This window comes from Paenibacillus sp. FSL R5-0473, from assembly GCF_038004565.1.
Taxonomy (GTDB): Bacteria; Bacillota; Bacilli; order Paenibacillales; family Paenibacillaceae; genus Paenibacillus; species Paenibacillus amylolyticus.
Genome location: NZ_JBBORL010000002.1, coordinates 81,843 through 106,444, shown reverse-complemented (window position 1 = coordinate 106,444; position 24,602 = coordinate 81,843). Strand labels below are relative to the sequence as shown.

General features: G+C 38.0%; 12 protein-coding genes. 2 read left to right on the top strand and 10 right to left on the bottom strand.

All coding sequences use genetic code 11. The features are described from left to right. Nucleotides 1–319: 319 nt before the first annotated feature. From MKY28_RS30435 to MKY28_RS30415, 5 genes are all read right to left on the bottom strand, one after another. Nucleotides 320–1,552: a hypothetical protein gene (locus tag MKY28_RS30435; protein WP_091036796.1), complete on the bottom strand. Its 1,233-nt coding sequence runs from the start codon at nucleotides 1,550–1,552 to the stop codon at nucleotides 320–322. A gap of 199 nt (nucleotides 1,553–1,751) precedes the next feature. Then, nucleotides 1,752–2,018 (bottom strand): hypothetical protein, encoded by a 267-nt coding sequence (locus MKY28_RS30430; protein ID WP_091036794.1) that lies wholly within the window; start codon nucleotides 2,016–2,018, stop codon nucleotides 1,752–1,754. A gap of 186 nt (nucleotides 2,019–2,204) precedes the next feature. After that, the gene (locus MKY28_RS30425; RefSeq protein WP_133120411.1) at nucleotides 2,205–3,350 is read right to left on the bottom strand and encodes a hypothetical protein; all 1,146 of its coding nucleotides are present in this window, start codon (nucleotides 3,348–3,350) and stop codon (nucleotides 2,205–2,207) included. Beyond that, nucleotides 3,350–4,228: a S1 RNA-binding domain-containing protein gene (locus MKY28_RS30420; RefSeq protein WP_091036789.1), complete on the bottom strand. Its 879-nt coding sequence runs from the start codon at nucleotides 4,226–4,228 to the stop codon at nucleotides 3,350–3,352. The genes MKY28_RS30425 and MKY28_RS30420 overlap by 1 nt, the downstream gene beginning before the upstream one ends. 169 nt (nucleotides 4,229–4,397) lie before the next feature. Beyond that, nucleotides 4,398–7,526, bottom strand: a complete 3,129-nt coding sequence (locus tag MKY28_RS30415; RefSeq protein ID WP_340938223.1) for a type IV secretory system conjugative DNA transfer family protein — start codon at nucleotides 7,524–7,526, stop codon at nucleotides 4,398–4,400. 255 nt (nucleotides 7,527–7,781) lie between these two features. On the opposite strand from MKY28_RS30415, the gene MKY28_RS30410 reads away from it, so the two are divergent. Then, nucleotides 7,782–8,135, top strand: a complete 354-nt coding sequence (locus MKY28_RS30410; RefSeq protein ID WP_100526668.1) for a hypothetical protein — start codon at nucleotides 7,782–7,784, stop codon at nucleotides 8,133–8,135. A 132-nt stretch (nucleotides 8,136–8,267) separates the two neighbouring features. On the opposite strand, the gene MKY28_RS30405 is transcribed toward MKY28_RS30410, so the two are convergent. The 4 genes from MKY28_RS30405 to MKY28_RS30390 form a co-directional block, all read right to left on the bottom strand. Further along, nucleotides 8,268–9,650 (bottom strand): helix-turn-helix domain-containing protein, encoded by a 1,383-nt coding sequence (locus MKY28_RS30405; protein WP_340938220.1) that lies wholly within the window; start codon nucleotides 9,648–9,650, stop codon nucleotides 8,268–8,270. 316 nt (nucleotides 9,651–9,966) lie between these two features. Beyond that, entirely contained in the window at nucleotides 9,967–10,212 is a 246-nt protein-coding gene (locus MKY28_RS30400) for a hypothetical protein (protein WP_101314347.1), read from the bottom strand. A gap of 135 nt (nucleotides 10,213–10,347) precedes the next feature. Next, nucleotides 10,348–17,790, bottom strand: a complete 7,443-nt coding sequence (locus MKY28_RS30395; RefSeq protein WP_340938218.1) for a fibronectin type III domain-containing protein — start codon at nucleotides 17,788–17,790, stop codon at nucleotides 10,348–10,350. 835 nt (nucleotides 17,791–18,625) lie between these two features. After that, a complete protein-coding gene (locus tag MKY28_RS30390; RefSeq protein ID WP_144029812.1) occupies nucleotides 18,626–19,672 on the bottom strand; it encodes a hypothetical protein in 1,047 nt (348 codons plus the stop codon). A 186-nt stretch (nucleotides 19,673–19,858) separates the two neighbouring features. On the opposite strand from MKY28_RS30390, the gene MKY28_RS30385 reads away from it, so the two are divergent. Beyond that, nucleotides 19,859–21,004, top strand: a complete 1,146-nt coding sequence (locus tag MKY28_RS30385) for a PDZ domain-containing protein (protein WP_340938216.1) — start codon at nucleotides 19,859–19,861, stop codon at nucleotides 21,002–21,004. A 418-nt stretch (nucleotides 21,005–21,422) separates the two neighbouring features. On the opposite strand, the gene MKY28_RS30380 is transcribed toward MKY28_RS30385, so the two are convergent. Continuing rightward, the gene (locus MKY28_RS30380) at nucleotides 21,423–21,962 is read right to left on the bottom strand and encodes a hypothetical protein (RefSeq protein ID WP_101314351.1); all 540 of its coding nucleotides are present in this window, start codon (nucleotides 21,960–21,962) and stop codon (nucleotides 21,423–21,425) included. Nucleotides 21,963–24,602 lie beyond the last annotated feature (2,640 nt).

Genomic DNA, 24,602 nt, shown 5'->3' with positions numbered 1-24,602 from the left:
CCTACAATATACCTTTTACTCCCACCAACATACATTCCACTCCGTTCATTAACATACATTCTACTCCGTGATTTTCGCGAAATATATTTTATATTCGACCGAATAATCCACAGTTTTTAAACTTCCATCTCGCTATTTGTGCGTTTCATTCTGGAGGGTAAAAAAACAAGAACAAGAAATAAACCATGACGGAGTAAAATGTATGGTTTGTTAGGGAGTAAAATGTATGTTATTTTACGGAGTAGAATGTATGTTGAATATTGGACCAGAAATAAATAGTAAACAAAAATTGTACTTAGAGAGCCTGTACCAACAGCTCTCAAAGCATTTTTTGGGACGAGTCAAGTTCAATTGCTCCCGTCTTGCCTCGGTGACCCTGAAGCCACTCACTTGGTGTAAACTCAATATGGGTAAACTTACGTTTGCTTTTGCACATTTTGAAATCAGAGATGATATCTGCATCCAACAGGTGCGCAAAAGATGTTTCGATCGTCCGAATGGTCCTTGCACGATTAAAATTCGCATCATTTCCATCTTTCAGAATAATATGATCCATGAGCTGATCCAACGAGAATGACGTAGTCCCATTCTCAATAGCATCTAAAATATTTAAATAAATCATTCTTGCATAGGAGGTGGGCAACTCATTGTAAATCACCATATTAATGAAAAGATAATTGCCAGCCAGTAATGAATCATGTAGTACTTCATGGAAAGTTATTACTGCAGCTCGTTCCTTTCCTTCCTCTTCTTGAGTCCGTGCAATCCAGGCTAAACTCTTAATCGGTCTATGTTGAATCGTAGCAGAGTAGTATTCAGAGATCGCAGGATCAAAGTATTCCTTATACTCAATCCACGTCGCCGCGATATTTTTTAAACTCTTATGGATTAGTTTGTACTCTCCCCCAGAAGGTTTCGTAATCATAGCCTCGGCAAGGTCCTTAAATTCGAACTTGATTTGTTTATTCTTGCCTTGATTCAACCACAATTTAAACAGCCCTATTAACACTCTTGTATCATAAGTATTTAATAAAGCCCCATTATCATTCTTGTATATCATAGGACGGAAACCACGTCGTTCTAACTCCAGGATATCCCCTCCTGTAAGTTTGTTCATCCCGTGAGGTGTTCCACTAAGAAAGAGTCCGCCTTTAATTAAATTTTTCTCTAAGATATGAGAATGCGAGTTATATTGTTTTCTATATTCCCGTTTCATTTGAATTGCCAGTTCAATCGCTTTGATAATCAAATCATGATGCACCTGTTCTAAGCGATCTGCTTCTGTAATTTTTTGACCGGAGCTTTGTATCGTTAAGTACCTCTTTAATAGCTCCCTCTCTTTATCTCTATATTTCTCCAATAGGGGTTTCAACTCGTGCAGATTACTATTCATAAACCCTTTTGAGATAATCTGCAAGTCGCTCTGAGTAAGACTCTCAATTTTCTCGGAATCTATTCCAACTTTTTGCATGGCAACCGTTTTTTGAGCAAGGGAAGAAATCTCATTGGATATTAGGTCTTTAAATTTAGACATATCTTTACTCACCTTCATTCCGCAGAATTCTCCTTTGTATTGTAATAGCTCGGCAGCATTAAGTCTATTATCCGAATCTTTAATAGGTTAAAACCCTACAACCTTGGTGCTGTCTACCAAATTACATAATTCGCAAGATTTACCCAAGATTCATGGCACAAAACATTGTGATTATGAAAAAACCTGGCTGAATGCCAGGAAAGTGGGGACACTTCTATTAATTCAATACATCTTTATAATATGTAAGAAGATGGTCATTCGCTCGTTTCCATTCCAAATCATCCACAATGTCATGTAGCTCAGACGATGCACCTTCGGTTTCGACTACTTTAAAAAGGTTATATGATGTATCACTTGTGCTTGCTGCCACGTAACCTTGTTCCTCAATATAAAACATCTTCAGATACTTAAGCTTCGTTCTAGTATCCAATTTATCGCTAATAATAATTAAATCAACCGGAAAGTTCTCAAAATTACCACTCATCTTCTTCAGTCCCCGTTCTAATTTATTTATATAGTTCAGCTTGTATCTACATTATTAAAAGTAATAATTATCAAATCATAACAATTATATTCACACTCTAAATAAATGAATATAAGTTGTCAACTAAAACCATCAGGTTATGAAAAAGCAATGATTTGTCTTTGAAGACACCCTATCTCGCCTATATTAAATATCGTCATCATCTTCAATATCTGGTTGCAAATTTGAATAATACTCCGAAGCCGTCATCCCCTTGTATCCTGCTTTCAAATACGGTATGGAAACACCGATCAAAGAATCCTTTTCCATATGGTAATTGATAAACGTTTCTGGTCCAATGCCAGAAAGTAAACGTTCATCCGTAGTGTAGCGAACCTCGACACTTGGCATATACTTTCGTTGCAATTCAGAAAGAAACTTAACCCGGCTATCTCCATCCACAATCATAATAACCCGAGTTGGTCTTTGATGTTCGGGTAAGAAAGTGAACGCGAGTTCCATACGCTGAAATCTCGTAATGACTTTGTTGATCCAGTCTCGAGATGGACGAAATACCTCTATCCAGAACAATTTAAAATCATTTATATCTTTAATGACTCTAAAGGAGGCATAAGGATAATGATTAGACTGGGCATTGGGGATTTTGATAGGCGGACGTCTGGTCCATTCAACCAAGCGGTCAATCCGCACCAATTCGCTATACAATTCATTTGCCGCTAAATCCAGAAAGAAAATATCCATAGATGGAGATCGCCCAGGTGGGAAAACGATCGGTTGGAGCCAGAACTTGTCTGGAAGTCTCTTTTGGAAAATAAGTTCAGCTGCTTGTGCGCTTGCTTTAGTTAAAGCATATACTTGAGGCTTTTTACGCTGCTGAGCACCAGTTAAAGGTGAAACCCATGAAAAGGCACATATAACTCCATTCTTCCTGCACTTTTTAATGAAATCAACCGTACTCCGATCATCTTCTTGACCTGGATTTAAGGATCTGTGTATCTGACTTCTTGTTGCTATTCTAATAGTAGAAAGCAGATCAAGTAGTTTAACTTCTTTTTCAGTGAAATGGCCATCTGATAACCTCGTTTCTAACCAGTACTGACCATTTCGAATTCCTTCATTTGCTTTAATGAAGATTTGCTGTGCATACGGATCGCTAAATAATCCAAACTCAGATCCGTCTGGCAGTAACATTTCTCCAATGTCTCCTGGGGAATCCTGGCCATAAGGATTCATTTCTGGAGGTACTGTCTGGAATAATGAGGCAGGATGTTGCTTCGCCTGCAAATCGGATCCAGATTGTTCAAATTGAAGAACTCTTGAATTTGTAACCATTAGTGTATCACACGAACGCCGCGTCTATTTCCAGCATTGATGGATCTCTGAGGAAGGATAGTGATGGCCTTAATTCGTCTATCCCGGTGATTAATCTCGAGAATTTTAACGGTTACTTTTTTCCCTTTCTTCAACACATCCGGATTCGCGTTTGGTGGGAAGTTCGTGCGAACAGTTAAACCAGATACACCAACAAGCTCCAAAAACACACCATGCTCTGGGTGAATTTTAGTAATAACCGCTGTGTATGATCCGCCTTCTTTGTAGTCGCCAATTTGTCCCCATGGATCTCTCGATAGAACTTTCGCGTTGACTTCAAGAAGCCCACTTGGGTTTTCCTCTGTAGGAGCTTCGAGTTTCGTAATTTTAATATCGAGAGTATCACCGATCTCGAATTCGCTTCGCATATCTTCAATATAAGAGTAACTAACTTCCTCCCTGTTCATCACGACTGGAACACCTTCAACGAGTAGATACAGGCGAGACATATCAATACCACGAATAAATCCGACCATAACTTGTCCTACTTTAGCAGACTTCCAAAAACGCCTTGCAGAAACCTCAAGTGCTTGAATCCGATCAGCTAAAAACCAATGGCCCTCGATATCCACCGTCTCTACAACAAATTCGAATTCTTTTCCCAGAAAATGATGAAGTCCTTTGAATTCGTAATTATCAATCCGGGACTTAGGAAGATAACCAAAAACTCCTTTGTAGTTGAGTTTTAACATTTCTTCCTTTTTGTCACCCAAACTCAATGTTTCTAATCCGATAGCTTCAGCATAAAGAACTTGTTTCACACGCTGCGATTCTTTAATATCAGCCCATCCTAGTTTTTCATCCCCAACATTATCAAAGCGTTGTTCAATTTGGCGCATAGTTACCCCTCAGCTTTCCTAATCTATTTGAGAATATACATGTTCGCCCGGAAAACAAAAAAAGAAGCACCTCGTACACATGTCGATGATATGTGTGCGAGGTGCTTCCCCGATCCGAACTTATTCAATTACTTATAATAGTAATGACAATCTTCCATATTGTCAACTATCAATCATCGTCTATAACAGTGCTGTCCAATTTGGTTATTCGGGACTGAGCTATTTCTTTTTGCTTAGTTCGGGCACCCCTCCCCGTAGCAACTAAGTCGCTAAGTTCCGGATCAATAAAGGTGTTAGAAAGTTGATCCGCTTGACCTGTCCTAGTGGGTAACTGATGTTCAATGTATTCTTTTGTTTGATCAGTTGAGTTCTGTTCAGTCACTTGATCTATTTCGATATCCTGAATCCCCCAACCCTCATCTGAATCTGTTAGTTCTGGTTCGCTACCTAGATCTTGCGGATCCATGTTCTTGTGACCTAGTTTTATGAATAAGTCATTCAATGAACTTTCAACACCTGAAGGCAGTGAAAGGCTCAGGTCTGCGGACTGTTGATCATCTTTCGAATCAGTGTTTTCTGAAACAACCTTATCTGTCATGGGCTTCATACTAATATCCTGTAATGTTTCTGAATAAAAACGATAATCCTCTTCATCCTCCAGTAATAAATTGATTGATTTCGGAGGTGTAGTAATTGAACTCGTTAGGTTGAACGTCTCCTCTTCATCCACTGGAATCAATGCAGGTTCTGACTCTTTTTCTTCTAAAGGATTGGTTGTAGTTTGACCCCGATCCCTTAAGAAATCATCCATGGCTACCACGTTAGCTACTGATGAATCAAGCATAGCTGCGGACTGCTCCGTTTCATTGTATTCACGTGTCATCGTGGATGGGGAAGTCGGTAACAGTTCCACCAGATCTTCTTCTTTCTGTTGCACTGGCTGCTCTGAGATGTCCGCAGATTCACGTTCACCCGTATCGTCTGCTGCTTTATCGTTGAACAACGGCTTTAATAAGTGGATGTGAGCCAGTTTGTGAGCTGCAATAGCTAAAGGTTTGTGGTCTTTCGTCTCGAATTCAATTTTACCGATATTCATAAACTTCGAAAGGTATTTAGTTTCGGTAATAAACTTACCGTACGCACGGGTAGGGGCTTTCACACTACCATCTGCATCAACGAAATCAACAATGAAGTGTTTGAATTCTTGCTCCTTTATATCCGTTGGAGTGAATCTCGCTGCAAGGGTTCTTTGCATATTATGCCGCATCCCCCAGGACTGGTTAGGCATACTGACCGGTGTCATTGACTCATTGGAAGATTCTTCGACCTGCACTTCTTCACCAAAGTTATTAGAGAAGCGCTCATTATCCTCATATTCCCCTCCCCCAAATACGGTCTTATTCCGCGCAGAATTCAGCACAGTGTTGTCATATCCCTGCACAACAGCTTTCAGCTGACCCAGTGACTGAATTGCAATAAGCGTTCCGACTTTAAATGAACGACCAAGTGTTAACAAACGCACAAAAGCTTCGTTAATGTATAGTGGGAATTCATCGATATTGAGGAAAACAGGACAGCGTTTATACCCATTTTCTTCTGGTGGACGTCGAAATACAGAGGATTGAAATTGACGAATAAAGAACTGTCCAAAAGATAGACTTAGTTCTTCTAATTCACCAAGTGCGGTATTAACCAGAAGCACGCCTCCATCTTGAAGGAATTGATCTATATTTAATGCCTCTTCCCCTTCATTAGCCACCATGAGTTGGGATAACATTTCATTCATGACGATATCGTTTAGATACTTTTTACCACCGGCAACGTACTTGTCTTTTTTGTTTTCAATGATTTGTTTACCTTCGTATTTGTGCCCTGATGGATAAGTCACCGGATGAACGTTTTGTTCTTTGTCTCGGAACGTTTTATAATCCAGGACCTCACTTTCAAAGTATGATACGATCCTGTCGTAGCGCTGGAGAACAGATTTCTTGTTTGGATCCAGTTCTGGATCAGCTTGTTCGCTATCGATTGCTTTACGAACTTCCTCCGTGATATTCGCAAGGTACCGAGGATCCGTGTACATCTGCTGCATTTGTACAATGGAAAATAAATCTCCATAACGGATTTTTCCTAACATCGTATACAAGCTTGCAGTTTCACTTTGCTGACCTTTAAAGAATTCATCTTGGTCACCTGCCAGCGCATCTAATACGCCTCTAAACGTTTCAGCAGCTGACTCTAGTGGTCCAACAAAAGGGTTAAACTTAATAGATCTTACCAAATCGGTTGGATCGACAATTTTAATTTTATGGTCAGGTATCCCTAGTTCTCTGCAAAGCTTTTGCACATCTCGGATCAAATCACCTTTGGGTTCGAGAACAACAACACCTAACTTCCTACCTCTTGCGATTCGAATTAAGTCTTGAACGATACGTATTAGAATAGATGTAGAGGTTTTACCAGTACCGGTAGCACCAACAATCAACTCGTGTAAATATCGAGAACCTTCAGTCAAAACGATAGGTTTGTTGGTATCCTTCTCCCATCCGACAATCACGTCAGATGATTTACCACGCAGCGTGAAGGACTGGCTTGCAAGTAAAGAAAACTCCCAGTTGTAAAACAGTAACTGGAGATCTTCATTTCGATAGAATTCTTTTGCAACTATGTACACTGCAAAGAGGGAGATGAAAACAGGAATACACATAAGAACAAACCCAAAGCTCTCCATGGACCTAACGACTAAATAGTCTTTGTCCGATTGAACAGTCACAAAGAAGTCGAAGAGGTAGTTTCGCACATACCAAGAAAAAACAGCTGTGAATGAGCATAAGAAAGGTATTCCAGACAGAATTGCTGCAGCTATTCTTCCTTTTTTGGAAGTCCAGCTAATTAAAGTCTTATACCCCCGCATAATGGGTTGGGTTACCGTGGAATAGATCCAAGTTAAGATAGGAAAATTTAACACGATCAGTATCCACAACGTTTCATAATGATGAAGTGGAACATAAATGAAATCAAGTAACATGATTAACAGTGTAGGAGGTTCTTCAAAGAAAACGCTTAAAAAACCCATAGTCCCGGAATCCACATTAAACCATTGTGCAAAAAAAATAAGAAATGATGAAAATCCGAGCCACATATTGATGACTATCATCATTGTGACTATAATCGTATGAAAATAAATACGATACCACTCATCCATTCGCTCTCGGTTGTCGATCCACCACTTCCTTATGAACGATCTTAATTGGGGAGGCATTCTTTCATCTGTATTGTTGTTAGCAACCTTTTCCATTGGCATCCTCCTTCTACCTCTTATTCTGATTATGAAATTGAAACCTTGAAAACCTGTTAAAACAAAAAAAGAAGCACCAGCTATAGCGAAGGCTCGCTATAACTGGTGCTTCCAGTTTCCGAATATTCAATTTCTAGTTTCATTATAGCCCCTTGCTAAATGATAGACAAGAGTATGTTACTCAATGTTTTGACAATTGAATAGAGAATGGGTTAGTTTATACATTAGGAACGTATTTAGAAAGGCGGTCCAGTAATGTCTGAACGTAACATGGATAACAATAACTCCAGGAAAATTGTAATACTGAACGAATTAACTGAAATTTTAAAAGCACGTGAGCCTATGGATTATAGTGAAATCAATCCTGCTCTAAATCCAAATGTAGATGCTGAATACATAGCTAGCTTGGATGAGAAGAAAGAAGTTGAAGTTAAAGCACTACAACAAGCTTGGGAACAACTTGAAGAATTGCTATTCAATGATTTACAAATTACACTACAAGAGAAAAATCAATTAGTTACCTATCTTGGCCAAAAACTTAAAGAAGACAAACAGAAGCAAAAAAGTCGTGCTAAATCACGTACACAAGTTTGGCGATCAAACGAATGATAATTGACAGTAGAAGCACCTTAGGGGTTATCTCACCAAGATGCTTCTATTTTTTGTCGCTAGGTTGGTTAGTGAGTACACCAACATTCAAAAACGAGATCTTGAGTCATTCTCTAAGTCCAATGGATTTCCTTAATACCGTAAGTGAGGGAGAATCGCAAAACTATTCTGACTAAAATACGCCTGTTCATGAAGATTATCATTAAAAATGCTAAGAGCCTCTTCATACATCGTACCCCTATTGTCAGAACTGTTTAACTTCCCGAGTTGATATAAAATATGTGCTTTTTGAGGTGAGCGATCAGACCCTTGAAAAAAGCTGAGTGCCTTCTCAAGAGCACAGCGCTCCTTTATCGCATCTTTGCTAACTTCTCTAATAAGCAACGCTTCTAGTACATATGCTCGGTATCCTTCAGAGAACGAATATTCCTTAATGTATTCCTTACATGTGGCAAGTATACTCTCCGCTACGAGATATTCTTTTTTTTCTATTTCCAGCTCTACTAACATGAAAAGACATCTTACTTTCTGGGACACAATGTTTTCGGGAACTGTAACAGCAGTAACCTCTCTTAAATATTGAAACATATCTTCAATAATAAGATGTGGTTTAAAACGATACATTACAAAAATGAACTCTAGTGAATTAAATAGACTTGCTAAGTCGCGTTGTCTTTGAAACCAGTTCATCGAACGAAATAACAAGTTTCTAGCATTCTCATATTCTTCTTTGAGCCAATAGGTTATGGATAATAGGTAGAGTGCATGATAATAAGCCTGTTCGCTTCTTCCTTCAATTGTTTCAATACAAGTTTGTATGTGATATTCGGCAAGATCCATATAACCGATGTGTATATAGATAAGAGTTAAGTTATAATGTACATTCGAAATATCTAAACTAAGAACCCTGTCATCTTTTTCAACGAAGTTTAAAGCTATTTTAAGTGTTGTGATCGCATCTTTAATATGACGCTCCTGTAACTGAAGCGACGCAAGAGCATTATAGGTGCGTATCTTTACTTCAACGCTATCTTTATCATAGACTTCAGCATTAATTACTTCATTATAATACTCCGAGGCCATGTCATAATCCAACAGCTCTCTATAGTATTCTCCCCAAAGAAAGTTAATGTGTATTATCATTTTCTTAAATGATAGTATTTCTATATTTTCTTGCAGTTCATGAAGAGAAGCTTTCAACCCGTCCAATAAACCTACGCTGAGACGATGTTTCGCTAAGCTTATTTGCTGTCTAATATTTTCTTGTTCCGTTATATATTGATCCGATTCATCTATAATAAATAACTCAACCGGTTCTTCTAATGCACCAGCAATGTCAACTAATTCCTCAAAGGGAAATTTAGCTCGTTTACCCTTTTCGATGTTGCTCAGTTTACCTGTAGCATAACCTAGTTTATTGGCGAGATCGATAAGTGTATATTCTTTTATTTTCCTAATTTCACGGATTTTTCTCCCTACTGATTCGGGATCAAGAGCTCTCTCTCTTTCCAGCATTTAATTCATCCTCCAACAAACAGATCACTATTTTATCATTATAGCGCTTATCGTTTTTTCTGTAACTGTCATCCACTTATGCTCATATTTTAGAAGTTCTCTCTGATCAAAATAGTCTTCAAAGGCACCACTTGAGGAACCAAGGATGATTCTATGGGAAAACCTCATAAATAAATTGGAGGAACGTGGAATTATGAAGTTTGGTACAGGTATGAATGTTTCTTAGGTTGTAATTGCTTTCGATTTATTATTTTCATAGACCCTATTGTATCAAACGATATCACTCGAGATAGTCAAACATTAATCTCGGAAATATTTATTTCCTTACTTTTATATTAATCATAGGTTGATCATCGATTAACGTTTGAATTCTACATTGGATATTTTGTATTTCTAAGTTCAACTGTTCTTCATCTTCTCTCTGATTGCATGAGATACGATCATCTGAGTAGTATGAGGCAAAATAGCTCAATTCTGATTCTAGAAGACTAAGTACTAATTGGAGAAACTCAATTTCGCTAAGTTCTTCCTTATGGTTTGATGGAACTTTATGTAGGGTCAAGTGATTACCTCCTAATTCAATAGGTGGAGCACCCAGAAATTGAAAAAACCATTTCAAGGTGCTCCTTGTCGTAACCTAATGAATTTTCATTTTACCATTTTCATACTTTTGGTGCATTAGGAAATGTTAACCTTCCTATTGTGACTTCTTGTTATTATTCTCCAAATCCTTGTGGACCACTTCCATCAATCTGAAAATTAGTGCTGCTGCCTCAGACCGAGTGAGATCTTTCAACGGACGAAACGAACCATCTTGATACCCGTTGACTAATCCTAATTCAGATAGGTAGTTTACTTTATCAGCTGCCCATCCTGAAATTTTGGTCTCATCCACAAATCTCTGCTGTTCACTAGTTCCTGAAGCGTTCATTCCTCTCAACACATTAGCTAAGATCACCGATGCTTGTTCTCTTGTTATAAGTTCATGTGGTGCGAACACTTGGTTTCCCATACCGGCTATAACCTTATTTTTAATGCCGGCTGCAATATATTCTGCAAACCAGTCTTCTGGGCTTACATCCTTAAAAGTCCCTTTGTATTCTGCCGACTCAATTCCCATTAAACGGACGATTAATGCAGTGAATTCCGCTCTTGTGATCGCACGTTGCGGCTCGAATTTAGTTTCGCTAATCCCTGAGATTACTCCTTGTTGCGCCAAGAATATGATCTGTTCCTTATTAAAAGTACTGTCTATGTCTTCAAAGAACACTTGTTTTACAGGCGGAGTTGGTACTACCTCAAGATCAGCAGGTACATCTTTAATTGATTCTGTAGGTTTTGATACAGGTTGCCCGCTGAAATTTCCTCCTGAAGGTGCGAGGAAGCCCAAAGTCCGAGCAGTGATCTCTTTAACTTCACTCCGGTCAGAATTCTCGTTCTCTGTCCAAGCTTCCATCAAATACACTGTTCCCCCACTAAGATTTTTCAGCGTAAAGTGCTGATCCTTTCCTCTATATACTTCTGTCCCATGATGAGCAAGAACGAAAATTTCGTTGGCGGATGGGAGCGTCCAGGTGAAATCAACTTCATTCGTGGTTTTACCTACAGCTTTTACCTCGAAATCTCCACTTGGTAGCGTCTCAAAGATCGGCACATCGATCCCCTTAGCTTCACCAACTTCATTAAATGGAACTATTCGGTATGTTCCGTATTTCGTAGAGCTGCGAAGTCCAGTCAATGAGAATGATGTGTTCTCCGTGGATGTAATGATTGTATCATCATCATATAGGTTGTATCCTGTTGCACCTATAACAGGCTCCCAAGAAATCTCTACTCCATCGACATCTCTTTTATCAATAGATGGAGAGATGGTCATATCAGCGGGTAGTGTTGTTGCATCTAATGCAAAACCTTCCTCACTTATACCCGTGTCATTTAAGGTTCTAATGAAGTATTTATATGTCTTTCCTGGCTCAAGGTTTTCATCATTATATACAGACTCCGTCACTGTGACTTGGCCGATTTCCTCTCCACCTCGTTGAACAATGTAAGCTGTAGCCCCTTTTACCTGACTTAAAGCAAAATCTAGAGATACTCCGTTCGATGTAGATGTGTAACTCACAGTTGGAGGTGCTGCAGGTAATGTAAGTAGAGAATGAGTAAATTCTTCTGATCGATCTCCTTGGCTGTTCTCCGTGATAAATGTAACCTCTTCGTTTGTTCCCGCTCTTAATTCAGTTAATGTGAAGTTCGTTTCCTGTCCTCGGTAAACTTCCTCGCCCTGATACTCAATGACCATAATTTCATTCTTCAATGGAAGAGTCCATGAAAGCTCCGCTTCCGTTGTTTTAGGTTTTGAATTCACGATCAACCCTTTAATTACTGGGAGCGTCGTAAATTCTTTTACCGAGAATGCTATGGCGTCGCCTGCATTGTTAAATGGAACAACACGAATATTATTGTACGTTTGTGCACTGATTAAATTGTCCACTGATGCACTAAATTCGGTCGTAATAGTAATTAATTCTGAGTCAAAATAAACTTTGTACCCCTCTGCCCCCTGAATTTTATCCCACGAGATCGATACGCTATTATCTGATACAGACAGAACTTCAGCTAGTTTTGAAGAAGTAGCTGGAACGGTTCTTGCTGTTAGTGCAAAGCCTGTTACACTCTCACCTGACTTATTTGAAGTTTTAATAACATAAGTGTATTCTTCTCCAGCTTCTAGTCCATCTTCTTTAAATGAAGTTTCATTCAACGGGATTCGTCCAACTTCCTTACCGTCACGTTCAATGATATACTCTTCAGCTCCGCGAACAGCACTCATGGATAAATCGATAGTTAGGGAGGTATCCGTTATACCACTAATAGTGGCTGTAGATGGTGCTGTCGGTTTTGTTAAGCTTGTAAATGTAAGAGGCTCGGATTCAATACCTTCTACATTAAAAGAAGTGATGGTAAACGAATAAATCGAACCCGCACTTAAGCTAGGAATGATACTCTCCAAATTCGAAGTTGAATATTTATCGCCCGTTTCATTATTTAAAATTTGATAAGAAACAGCTCCCTTGACTGGAGACCATGTCACGTTAATTTGATTCGTTTCAGGATGAACTACAATAGAATTCTCATTTACGACTTCTGTCTTTGTCGTAACTTGAACCGTCCTAACTTCTCCTGCTCCACTAGTGTTCTCCCCGTGAATCGAATAACTGTATTTAGTACCTGGAAGAAGTCCTTTATCTGTGTATCTGATATCTGATGAAGGAATCTTCGCAATAAGTACCCCATTGCGTTTAATCACATATGTGTCAGCTCCTGTTACTTGTGTATCAGAGAGATCAAGCGTTAGTGACTCTTTCTCGATGTCTACCGTATTCACGTTAACGGGTTTTCGTGGCAGCGTCTTAAATCCAAATTTTGAATTCTGGGAACTGACACCAAACTCATTGACAGCATGAATCACATAATCATAATTCGTTCCATCCGAAAGTCCGGTTATTTCGAGAGAAGTCTCCGTCCCTTGATACAATACGTTGTCGTCGTGTTCAATAATATATTCAATAGCTCCGGTTACGGGTTCCCAATTCACTTCTGCTTTATACGTTGCTGGGGATGACTGAACATTTGTAACGAATGAAGGTTTAGTCATCCATACATAAGCTGTCTTCTGACTTTCACCTGTTTGATTTACAGCCTGAACAGTAAATGTATGCTTTGAACCTGGAATAAGATCATTGACTTCGAATTCTGCTGAAGTCGGAGTTGCGACAATTTGTCCATCCATAGAGACAATGTACGAATTAGCGGTTGCTACTGTTTCCCAGCGAAGGCTTATAGTCGTCTCAGTCGTCTCAGTCACTTCAACTTGATTAGGCGAGTGAGGATTGGTTAAGAATTCGCCTCCTACAGAATCACTATAACCAGAGTTGTTGCCTGCTTCCACTGTGTAGTTGTACACATTACTACCTGAAAGCCCCGTAAGTTCTAGATGAGTCCCCGCAACTTCAAATGAACGGTCTCCAATCTTAAGTCGATATCTATCTGCCCCAGGTACGGGAAGCCATGAAACGGTAGCACTTGTTTCAGTTATTGAATCTAACTTTAATTCTTGTACTTGATCAGGGACGGTGATAGAGCTTGCCGAAACAGATGAACCTTGTCCACTCTCATTCACTGCAAAAACTTCAAAGGAATACGATGTTCCCGGAGCAAGATCTTGGACAACAGCTGTGGTTTGTTCACTAGGGACGGTTAAATACTCTCTGCCTTCTTGAACAATCACATAGTGGTCAGCTCCTTGAACTGCCTGCCATGTTAAGCCCAACGAATGCTGAGTCGGATTCACGATTTGTAAACCTTGTATTTTACCAGGTAGTGTCATCAGTCCATTTAAAGTAACTGTCTCGCCCGTTCCTGTTTCATTGGAAGCACTTAGTCCATATTGATATAACGTCCCTGATTCAAGACCAGAGTCTGTAAAGGTCAGTTCAGGTCCTTCAAATAGCGATTCACCATCTCTATTCAATGAGTAATAGGTTGCTGAAGTGACCGTATCCCAACCGAGTGTTATTTTCGTTTCCTCTATTTGTACACTTGCAAAATGACCAGGAGCAGATGGTAAAGATAAGAAACCAGCATTTCGACTAGAGCCTTCTCCGGATTCATTTATGGCAATTACACTTACGGAATAGACCGTCCCTGCAGAAAGTCCACTTATTAACTGTGCACTTGTACCATGTACGATTTGATCAGAAACAATTTGATTGTTCCTATCTCTCGCTATGATTCTATAGGAAGAAGCGCTCGTCACGGGATCAAAGGAAACACTCGCCTGACTATAATCAGTCCCAACCTTTTGAATTACAACATTTTCTGGAGCAAGTGGTAGTGTGAGCGTAGAAACAGTACTTGAGAAGTCACTGTGTCCAACATGATTCATTGCACGTACTCTGTATTCATACCTGTTTCCACCTGATAGAGCTTCATCTAAAATCTCATTTGAAGGGTAGTCTAGACTCCAAGTCTGACCTGTTGTTGTGTTTTCAATTTCAAATTGATACCCATCTGTGAGTACATCTTCAGGTAGATCAAAAGAAACTTTCGCGGTCCCTTCAGAGACATTAGTTACCTTTAAATGTTCAGGTACATCGGGCAGCCTTTGTAGCCTGAGCGGGGAAGTCACGGTAGTGACTGAATTCCCTGCATTATCTTGTACTTTGGCATGCACGTACCATGTCCCTTCAGAATCAATAGTAACTATTTTTTCATTTTCATCAGCAGAATCCCAACTTACGGGTGCTTCTGCACTGTTAGTGATTTTAAAATATCGTTGATTTGGATCCACTCCTGAGTGTACATCAGAGTAAGTAATAGAAACGTCAATGTTTTTATCCGTCCAATCTGTAGTATTCGGAGTAATTGAAATTGACGGGTCAAGGTTATCAATAAATACTTTTTTGACAACTTCTTCTCCTACATTGCCGACTGCATCACGTGCTCTTACCGTTAAAGTAGTAATACCGTTATCATGAATTGTTCCAGTACTTCCTTTCACGAACTCGGTATCATTGATTTTATATTCGTAATGGATTGGATTATGATCTGTACTTCCATTAATAGAGAACGTAACCGAATCCTGTGTCCAGGATGATTCACTCAATAAGACTTGAGGAGTTGACGGAGCCGTCTTATCAATCTTTGCCAGAGCTGATGACAATGCTCCAACATTACCTACGTTGTCCACCGTTCTTGCAAATATTTCAGTTTCACCTTCTGCTGAAATGGTTTCTTCGGCTACATAATCAACCCAGGCTCCTGTAGCTCCAAACCGATATTGCGTCTTAGCAGCTCCGCTACCCTCATCTACCCCATCGGTAATAGTGAATGTCACGTTTTTGTTGGTCCACTCCAAATCACTCAATGTTAACTTCGGTGCTGTTGGACCAGTTTTATCGATTTTAGCTTCAACCACTGCTTCAACACTTATATTTGAAGCATTATCGATGGAACGTCCGTAAATTTCACTTCGTCCTTCCGTAGTAATGGAAAAGCCTTTTGTATAGTCTTTCCATTCACCCCCGGGACCGATTTTATACTGGATTTTTTGAACACCACTGAGATTATCCGTACCAGGAGATAACGTCACATTTACATCTTTATTGGTCCAGCTAGAAGGATCCAATGAGAAAATAGGTGCTTCCGGAGCAGTTTTGTCTATACGAGCTGTTGAAGAGGAAACAATGCTTGTATTTCCAAAGTTGTCTATTGTTCTAGCATAGATATCCTGAAGACCTTCTTTAGAAACTTCAAATGGCTCTTTATAATCCACCCATTCACCGGTTGATCCGACTTTGTATTGACTTTTCTGTACACCACTTAAGTCATCTGTTCCGTTTTTTACGGTCACTATTGCAGATGTATTAGTCCAACTTGAAGGAGCAACCGATACTTCAGGTGCAGTCGGTGCCTTGGTATCCTTAATGATTTGGCCCGCCGCAGTATATGCTGTTGCAATTCCCCCTCCATTTACCGCACTGACAAACACGTTATATTTCCCATCTGCAACTCCGTCCAATGGAATATTCAGCGTTGTCGCTGTCGTTGTCCCAGATTTTACAACTTTGCTATCTGCATCACGTAATTCATATTTGTATGTAGTCCCAGTTGGGTTTCCATTCGCTGACCATTTTACGGTTGGTGAGTTTCCTGTCTGCGTGACAGTTGCTGAAGTTGGAGTATTAGCATAGGTATAACTACTAGTTTGAGTAGAATAATCCGTGTAAGAACCACTAGAATTTTTAGCTCTAACTTTAAAGACATAATTGGTATTAGGTGATAATCCAGTAACCGTTGCTGTATTAGCAGAACCTGCATTAATCGTTTGGTTCGTCGTGACATTGAGTAACTCATAGGTCACAGCTGACTCGTTCTCTTTTTTGTCCCAGGTGACCGTAAGACCATTGGTAGAAGTTGAACTGATTACGGGCTGACCCGGAACAACAAAACTTCTTATAGTAAAATTGACTGTGTTTGCTGTAGAAACGCCACCTTTATCATCCATAACCCACACCTGTAAGGAGTGAGCGCCATCCGATAGGGTTGAAGGCAGTGTATAATTACTGCTAAATTGTTGATTAGATCCATTGGCCGTCAATGTAGAAAGAACATTTTCGGCCCCCCCATCTATAGACCACTTCACAGTCAGAAGATCACCGATATCCGTATCTTTGGTAGTACCGGCAATCTGAAGTGTTTGACCTTTGTAGTAGGATTGGTTAGCAGCTGGAGAACTTAAAGCAAATGAGGGCGGTGTATTCTGTGGGCCAATTCCCACAATGGTTGAAACTTTCCTCGATCCGCCGCTCGAAACGGTTTGTTTATCCCACCAAAACTGTGCAGCTGTGTCCCCTGCAGTAATCTGTTGTCCCACGTAAAAAGAGGAAGGAGGACTTCCGCCTGTCAAGCTGGCGTTCCCTGGGCTCTGATAAGCTCCCATAAAAATTCGATCTGCGTTTACTACGTTATATGTGTTTGCATAAAAAGCAGTGATCTGTACCCCACCACTATAATTTCTCCAGCCATTTTGAATAACTTCAAACGGTGAAGCATCATTACCGTTCACCATAGTATCCCAGTAAAAGGTTCCACCTAGATTTTGATTACCACTACCTCGATTGACTGCCTCTAACTCAACCTTCATATACCCACCTTGTGATGTTGCATTAACAATCGACACCCGAAGGATGAATTCAACATTATCTTTCTGACGTGACATTTCAATGATATTGTCATTAATTCTAAAGTAATTTAAAGGTAGCGAGTTAAAATTGATTCTTTCCCCGTTATAGTCCAGGAACGTTGAAACGTTACCGGCATTGCTGCCATAAAATACGTTGGTGTTTGGTAATAAAATAATTCGGTAATTACCCTGATCGTTCATTTCCACTTTTACTACGGAAGATTGAACAGCTTTTAATGATGTCGTGTTGGAAACAACAGAAATAGTATCTACTGCTGCATATGCAGCGGGTGTAAATACGCCGGTTGCCACTAATGGGGGTGCAAGTAAAGCTAAAGCTAATACCACTTTAGTAGCTTTTTGTGCTGCCTCCCTAACTTTCCTTCTCTTCTTCAATAGATCTCCCTACCCTTCTAACTGTAAAAACAAAAAAAGCACCTCAATATTGGTGGTTAACCAATATCGAGGTGCTTCCCCGTTTCTACTATTAAGTTATTTGTATTATAAGCCATGGTCATACTGCTGTAAATATATTGTCTTAAACCCATGTTGTTTTTTATGAACTGAAATTGTATTAACACTTCATCTCAGTGCTTATTCAACCAGCCTGATACACGATTATTAACAAATCTCTGAAATGAGATTGCTTTGTAGAGCTACCTGAGTCCATTTTTTCTTAGAAAATCAATAATATTTTTGTAATGCTTGGGTACTAATATCCGTGATTATAGTTGAAACTACTGAAACTCTACATCATTTAAAATACTTAGCAGCAGTTATGACATCATACACATGAATGGCTCCACGAGTTATTATACGATTATTCTTTTTCAAGGATACTCATCGGATCTCCTATTGTTCTATTTCTGTAACAATCGGGCCTTACATTGCATTGGCAATACTTATGACTAAAAATAATACCACTGCGAAGACGAATCCATACCCAAGTACGTACAAGGTAACTCTCGATAAAACCTTAATCAACCGATAAGAGATATAAAGCAAATTCATTAACAGATAACTCATATGATTCTACCTTTCTTTAGAAATAAGAAAACGCACCTACCCAATATGGGCAGATGCGTGCTTCGCATATATTTTATTATGTTATCTTTTACTGTATCATCCTTCATACAGTCTATCAACTGAACCTTCACAAAATATAGAACAACGTTTTAATTCTCGATCAACTTTGAGTTGTATTCAATTAAACTTCATTATTCAGTATATCTCATTTCTCCAATTGTTTTCGTTCCATAAGTTGTTTGTAAATCGAAGCAGATCTTCTAAGAAGATCTGAAGGTATTCCTTCTTCACTCATTGTTGTAGAAGAGTGAACTGGTAACACTTCCTCTTTTGTTTCGATTCTTTTATATTTGTCCAAAATAACTATGTCGTGAAGCAACCATAAGCTTCCTGATTGTCTTAGTAATCCTAATTTCTTATATCTCTCTAGGGATCCTCTTGAGTTATCCCGGCGTATGGTTCCCTTAGGTAGACCATGTTTCTTCTCTGCTTCAGATGTAGTCATTACTTCTGATATTATCTTTTTGCACTGATTACAAATTGTGTAGTTTCCAAAAAACGTTGGAATACCATTCTCTTTCAACCAGACATTACATTGAGAGCAACGAAAGGGTAATCTTCCACCTTTGATTCGATCTACTTTACTTTGTAAATCTTGAATTTGTGCTTGTAAGCTAAAGATTTGAGTATGCAAATCTGGGATTAAGGTTCGCATCCCTTCCATAAATTTTTTTTGTTCTTGGAGTTGATCTAAGCGATTAATCAATTCATCAATCCAAGAATGTAGTAGGTTTGTTTTACGCCGGCCAGCTCGATAGTAGATCTCACCTACTACCTCGTGTATAAGCCAGAATTTTTCAGATTTTCGGATTAGAAACTGCGATTGCAGCATTTTAAGGGGACCTTCACAATCTTGTTTTACAGTCCCTGGGCTGTTGATGTCAAGATCTCGTTCCATTTCAGTAGTACCTTTCACCTGCTTAATCGTACATAAACACCTTGGACATATTAGGAGGCTTCCTTTGTCCCCAAGTTTAGCTGGTTCATCTTCGTTCCAAATAGGTTGCTTGCATAAATGGCAGTCTATCCGAGAAAATCTGAGGTTTAGTCTTTCTTTTCTCTGCTCAAAGCTTCTAATCTCTCCTTCGATACTAAATATCTGATAGGAGGCATCCGGGAGTATATCATAATTATCTATAAGGGTTCCAAGTGTAGCTCGAAGATCTTTTAAGCGTTGTTCATAATCATCCATTATATGCATATATCTCCCCCATCTCTACGGTTCACTATTGCATATATTATATTCGAAAACGCACCAACAAGAAATGAAGCCGTTAAATGATTTGCTTCTTTTACTGTTCCTTAACCGTGTTAAAAACTCATCTAATAAAGCATATCGTAAATCATCTATAGTATTATGTAGTTAATCATTAATGACATGAAGAATCGGGTTCTTCTCATTCCTTCTATATCAAATAGTTATTTTGTTATATTAGTTCCATTGCTAGTTTACAATACTGAGGTGATTCTCTTGGACATAAAAGATTACAAGGTGATTATTCTTTATATAGCTCCCTTGATTGTTGTTATCATATTTTTGGGTTTGTTGCTGCTTAAGCCTTTAATGGTGCCAGAGGTTTGGACAGCACCTGGGAGTATTCTTTCAGTTGACCCTATTATCGATGCAAAAGCAATTCGCGAAAGCGCTAGAGCACATCCCACTAATCTTTACATGACTTACGTAAAAAAAACACAAATTAATTCTGTATGGGAGAAAATATTCCTCGGGTCTGAGGGTTATACAAGAACTTCTGTTACAAGGTCCTATTCCTCAGCTTCTGAAAGCAATAGTGACTTTACCGAGAGAGATTTATCTATTTTAGATAAAGAACTTTTACCCTATATGAAACATACTATCGTAAAGGCTGCAATGGTACATGAAAAGATTGATTTACCAGAAGAGATATCTAAGCCAGTTGTCGTTTTTCATCCAGAGAAGTTTAAAACAGGTCAAGATCTTAAGATTGGAGATGAAGTTCTGTTCATAGATGATATAGAAGTTGACTCGCCAGAAGATATTAATTTTTATCTGGAGAGTTTTAAAATCGGAGATACCGTAAACGTAATCGTTCATCGTGATACTAGCAACGTAGAGATTCCAGTGACTATAAAGGAACTGGATCGCCAAGGAAAAGCAACGTTAGGAGTTTATTTAAAAAACAAATTTGTCTTTAAAGGGTTATCTGTTGATGACGTTATCCATTTGGACAACAACTATTCAGGCGAGTCAGGGGGTTTCATGTTGGCATTGGGTTTAATACAGCAACTCGATCCGAATGTCGATTTGGCTAGAGGAAGAAAGATTGCTGGCACAGGAGGCATAACTAGGGGTGGTGATATTCAGTCAATAAGTAACCTGGATCTCAAATTGCTGACTGCAAAGAATGAAAAAGTAGATATTTTTATCTATCCTAAATATCAAGAACAAGAGGTTGCCAAAGCAAAAACTAGCTACAATTTAGAAAATATTAAACTGGTAGGGGTAAGAAACTTACAGGAGGCTATAAACTACCTCAGTCAATAACTGAATTGTTATAAATCCCTTTCCAAATTAAGAACGTTAATATCCAGCTAAATAAACCGATTATCTGACATTACTTGAAACTCTGCTAAAGTGACTTACATCTGTGATTCTGCATGTCCATATATAACTATAGAAATAGCCGTCACATAACTCAGTACAATTGAGAGACCTGAATGGTGTTTCTCAATTGTACAAAATAGATATTCTTAAGAAATGAAGTAGACTCTCAAGTCAAGCAGAACCAGGCCTCAACTCCCTATATTTCCTTCTTCGCCAATACCTCTTGTACTTAACATTTCTAACCCATTAGAACATGGATTTCTTCTATGATCTCCATGGCATGTGAAGAGTATTTTCTTCTCTCCCCCATACATTAGTAAGATTCATTTATTTCCTCCGTTTTTTCCTTCAGATGTTATTACCTCTCTTGAATTTTCCCATACAAAACCTGATCAATTTTATTCATTACCAACTGATAAGGTTCTACAGCTTCAGCAATTAATTGAGAATATTTCTGAGCAGTTTGATGCCCCTTTTTGTTTCCATCGTACATCATCACATGAGATTCTATTTCTAACGCAGCGATAACTGAATGGATTATATAGAGTGACATACTAAGATACAGATCATTAGAGGTACTATTAGTTTTGTGAATTGTTAATTCCTTATAAATAGTTGAGAATATGCTTAAATCAGACTCTTGGCTATCGTAATTATCAGTAGACCTCAACCATTCTTTAGCACAATTCACTCGATCTAAAATCATTCGGTTCCAAAATCCTAAATCATAAGAGTCTATTTTAATCCTAATGGATATATGAATACCTGGGATAAGCTTTTCTGCACGTAAATAATACATCGTATCTTGTATTGCTATTATTGACTGACTAGAGATGGATTCGATGTCTTGCTCTGCTTGATCTCGAACCTCTTGTGGGCCTCGTAATATCGGGTCCATGAATTCAACTCCTTAAGCCCTAAACTGAGTTAGAAACTAGTGAATGGTTAAACACAAAAAAACGCACCTTGCCCAAGATTGGGTAGATGCGTACTTCGCATATGGATTATTTGATTCTCATAAAGATAACATTATTTAATGTGTTTCTCAACACTGGATGTTGGAAAAGGTCTTGAATCAGGAAGGTCAAATAATTAATAGATATAACTATTCATTTCTAAGTGAAGAGATGAACAGAATCTTACTCCCAACACCCTTCCCCCAAAAATGGGTTCTGCTTATTCTGCTTATCAAAGGTTAAATAGAATACTTATATTACTGAATATATTATGTAATATTTAATTGTTCAATTATGTACTATTTTATCGAGTTCAAATTCCCGTATATTAATCGGGTTCATTAAATTATCTTTATGAGATAAGGAAGCGAATGCTAAACATTTAAATGCATTATTATTTTCCCGGAGCAAGAATAAATTCATCTTATGGTTAATGAATAATAATATATTACTGAACATAAAACTTAATACTTAAATCACTTTGCTCTATAGAATATCGTCTACAGCTTAAAATAGTAAGTATTATTGTTCAGTAATATTAACATATTATTTAAACTTAATACTTCTATTAATCGCACAACTAAGAAATGTCCAGCTCTTATTGATTTTGACTGTTGTTCATGTACAAGAGAAAAGTAAGGAATTTAGTAAGGAGAAATTTGTTACACAATGCAAACTTACTGAACTCAAATAGGAAAGTACGGAAAATTATCAATAATACTTCAACCAATCAGCAAAAAACATCACACGGCATTCTGCCGACGAAATTGCACCACCTTCAAGACAGAGCAATAAAAACGTATAAGAATAGATAGAGACACTAAATATCATAATGCTGGTTAAAAATCATACATAAGAGAGGTCTACTCGTGATGACTGTTGAGAAAATAAAATGGTATGGGAAACAACTTGTTTAATTGGGGCAATGGGTCCAACAAGCGAAATTTGTTCATTCTGTGGAAATAGATACAGAAATACTTTAGACATTCATATAGAGGTGTGCATAAATTCATTTCATGAAGATTGAGGATGTTAGTACGAGCCTAAACTCTTAACTGATGGCTACGAGAAATTCATTCGATCGGTACCGCTTCCCAGCGCCTTCTCCATTTTTGACCGTTGTATAAGTAATCGGAGTTCAAACTGTTTAAATTTCCCTGAAGACTAAAAGCATTTTCTTCAATGTATCGATACTTTTATGATGAATAGCTATGTATATTTAAGGTGGTAACAGATATTTCATTTCATTGATCATTTATACTCTGAATATGCTACTTACGTGATACATAGAATAAACAGATAATGAACTGTCATACATAACGAAATGATACGTTATCGTATATCTGGAGATCCTATCATATAATTATTTACCGATTTTTCTGTTTTATTCTTTCCCTTCTTGATCTGAAGTAGCTCTCAAATCCTTGATAGCACTGGATTTACTAACGATCGAAACTCGGAATAAAGAGTTTATTATTAACTGATAATTATTAAGTGAAGAATTGATACGTTATCGTATTTTATAACATTCATTCATGTTTAAATCTATACCATTCTTATAGTTTATTCTTCCCCTTTTCAAAAAATGGACAAGCTAAACCCTTGATACTACTGAGTTTTTCGTAGTTATTGTATAGGATTCATAATCTCACCTTGAGATTTCCCAAACTCGTAGGTAGTAGATTTAAGTGCACCCGAATTACATTATCGATTCGGTTATTTGTTTAATTCCTACTCTTAATCTTCAACTCAATTGTAACGGGTAAATGTTCATATTTCTCGAAAATTTGAGTTCTAATACTTTAATACTACTGAAACAACTGAATAATTTTATGAAATACAAAAGATCGTGTATAGCAAATCCTTAATGTGCTAATACTATTAGTAGGGAGCTTTTAGTTCGAAGTATAAACCTCATATGAACTGAACATAATATAGTTCAATAAAGTGTTTAGTTTACTGAACATCTCTGAAACTCAGACATAATATTTAGTGAATTAAGTAATACGCTGTATTAATGTAACATGTGTCTGATTTTCACCCGTCAATACATACATATCCTAGAAGTAGTGTTAACTCGTTTAACTATTCTGTTGGTCTCAACAACTTAACTGTGTGAACAAGTTACATTCTTACTTGATATAAACGTATTCAGTTTAATATTACTTCGAACTATTGATTATACAGTCAGCCCCTCAGTTAATGGTGAACTAAGCTGAGCAGTTTTATACCACACTTTATGCGTGTTCAGTTTACAACAGGCGTATTTAATAGACTACCGAGAGAATACATATCCAATGGATGGCATGAAGTCATCTCAGGAGAATACAAAATGATAGTTTAACAACATAATATATTCAGTAACGTATTGAACAATCAATAATGAAGAATCATTTAATCTATAAGGTTTCATTCTCATTGAAATTACACAAACTGTTACGTTGTCTATTACGTAATACATAAGTATTCAGTTTCTCACACTAGAAATCTAACACTACAATACAATGAATGACTATAAGTCATCTATACGTGCTGGCTCGTATATACTGCATAATCAGATTACTGAACTTGAATATATTCAT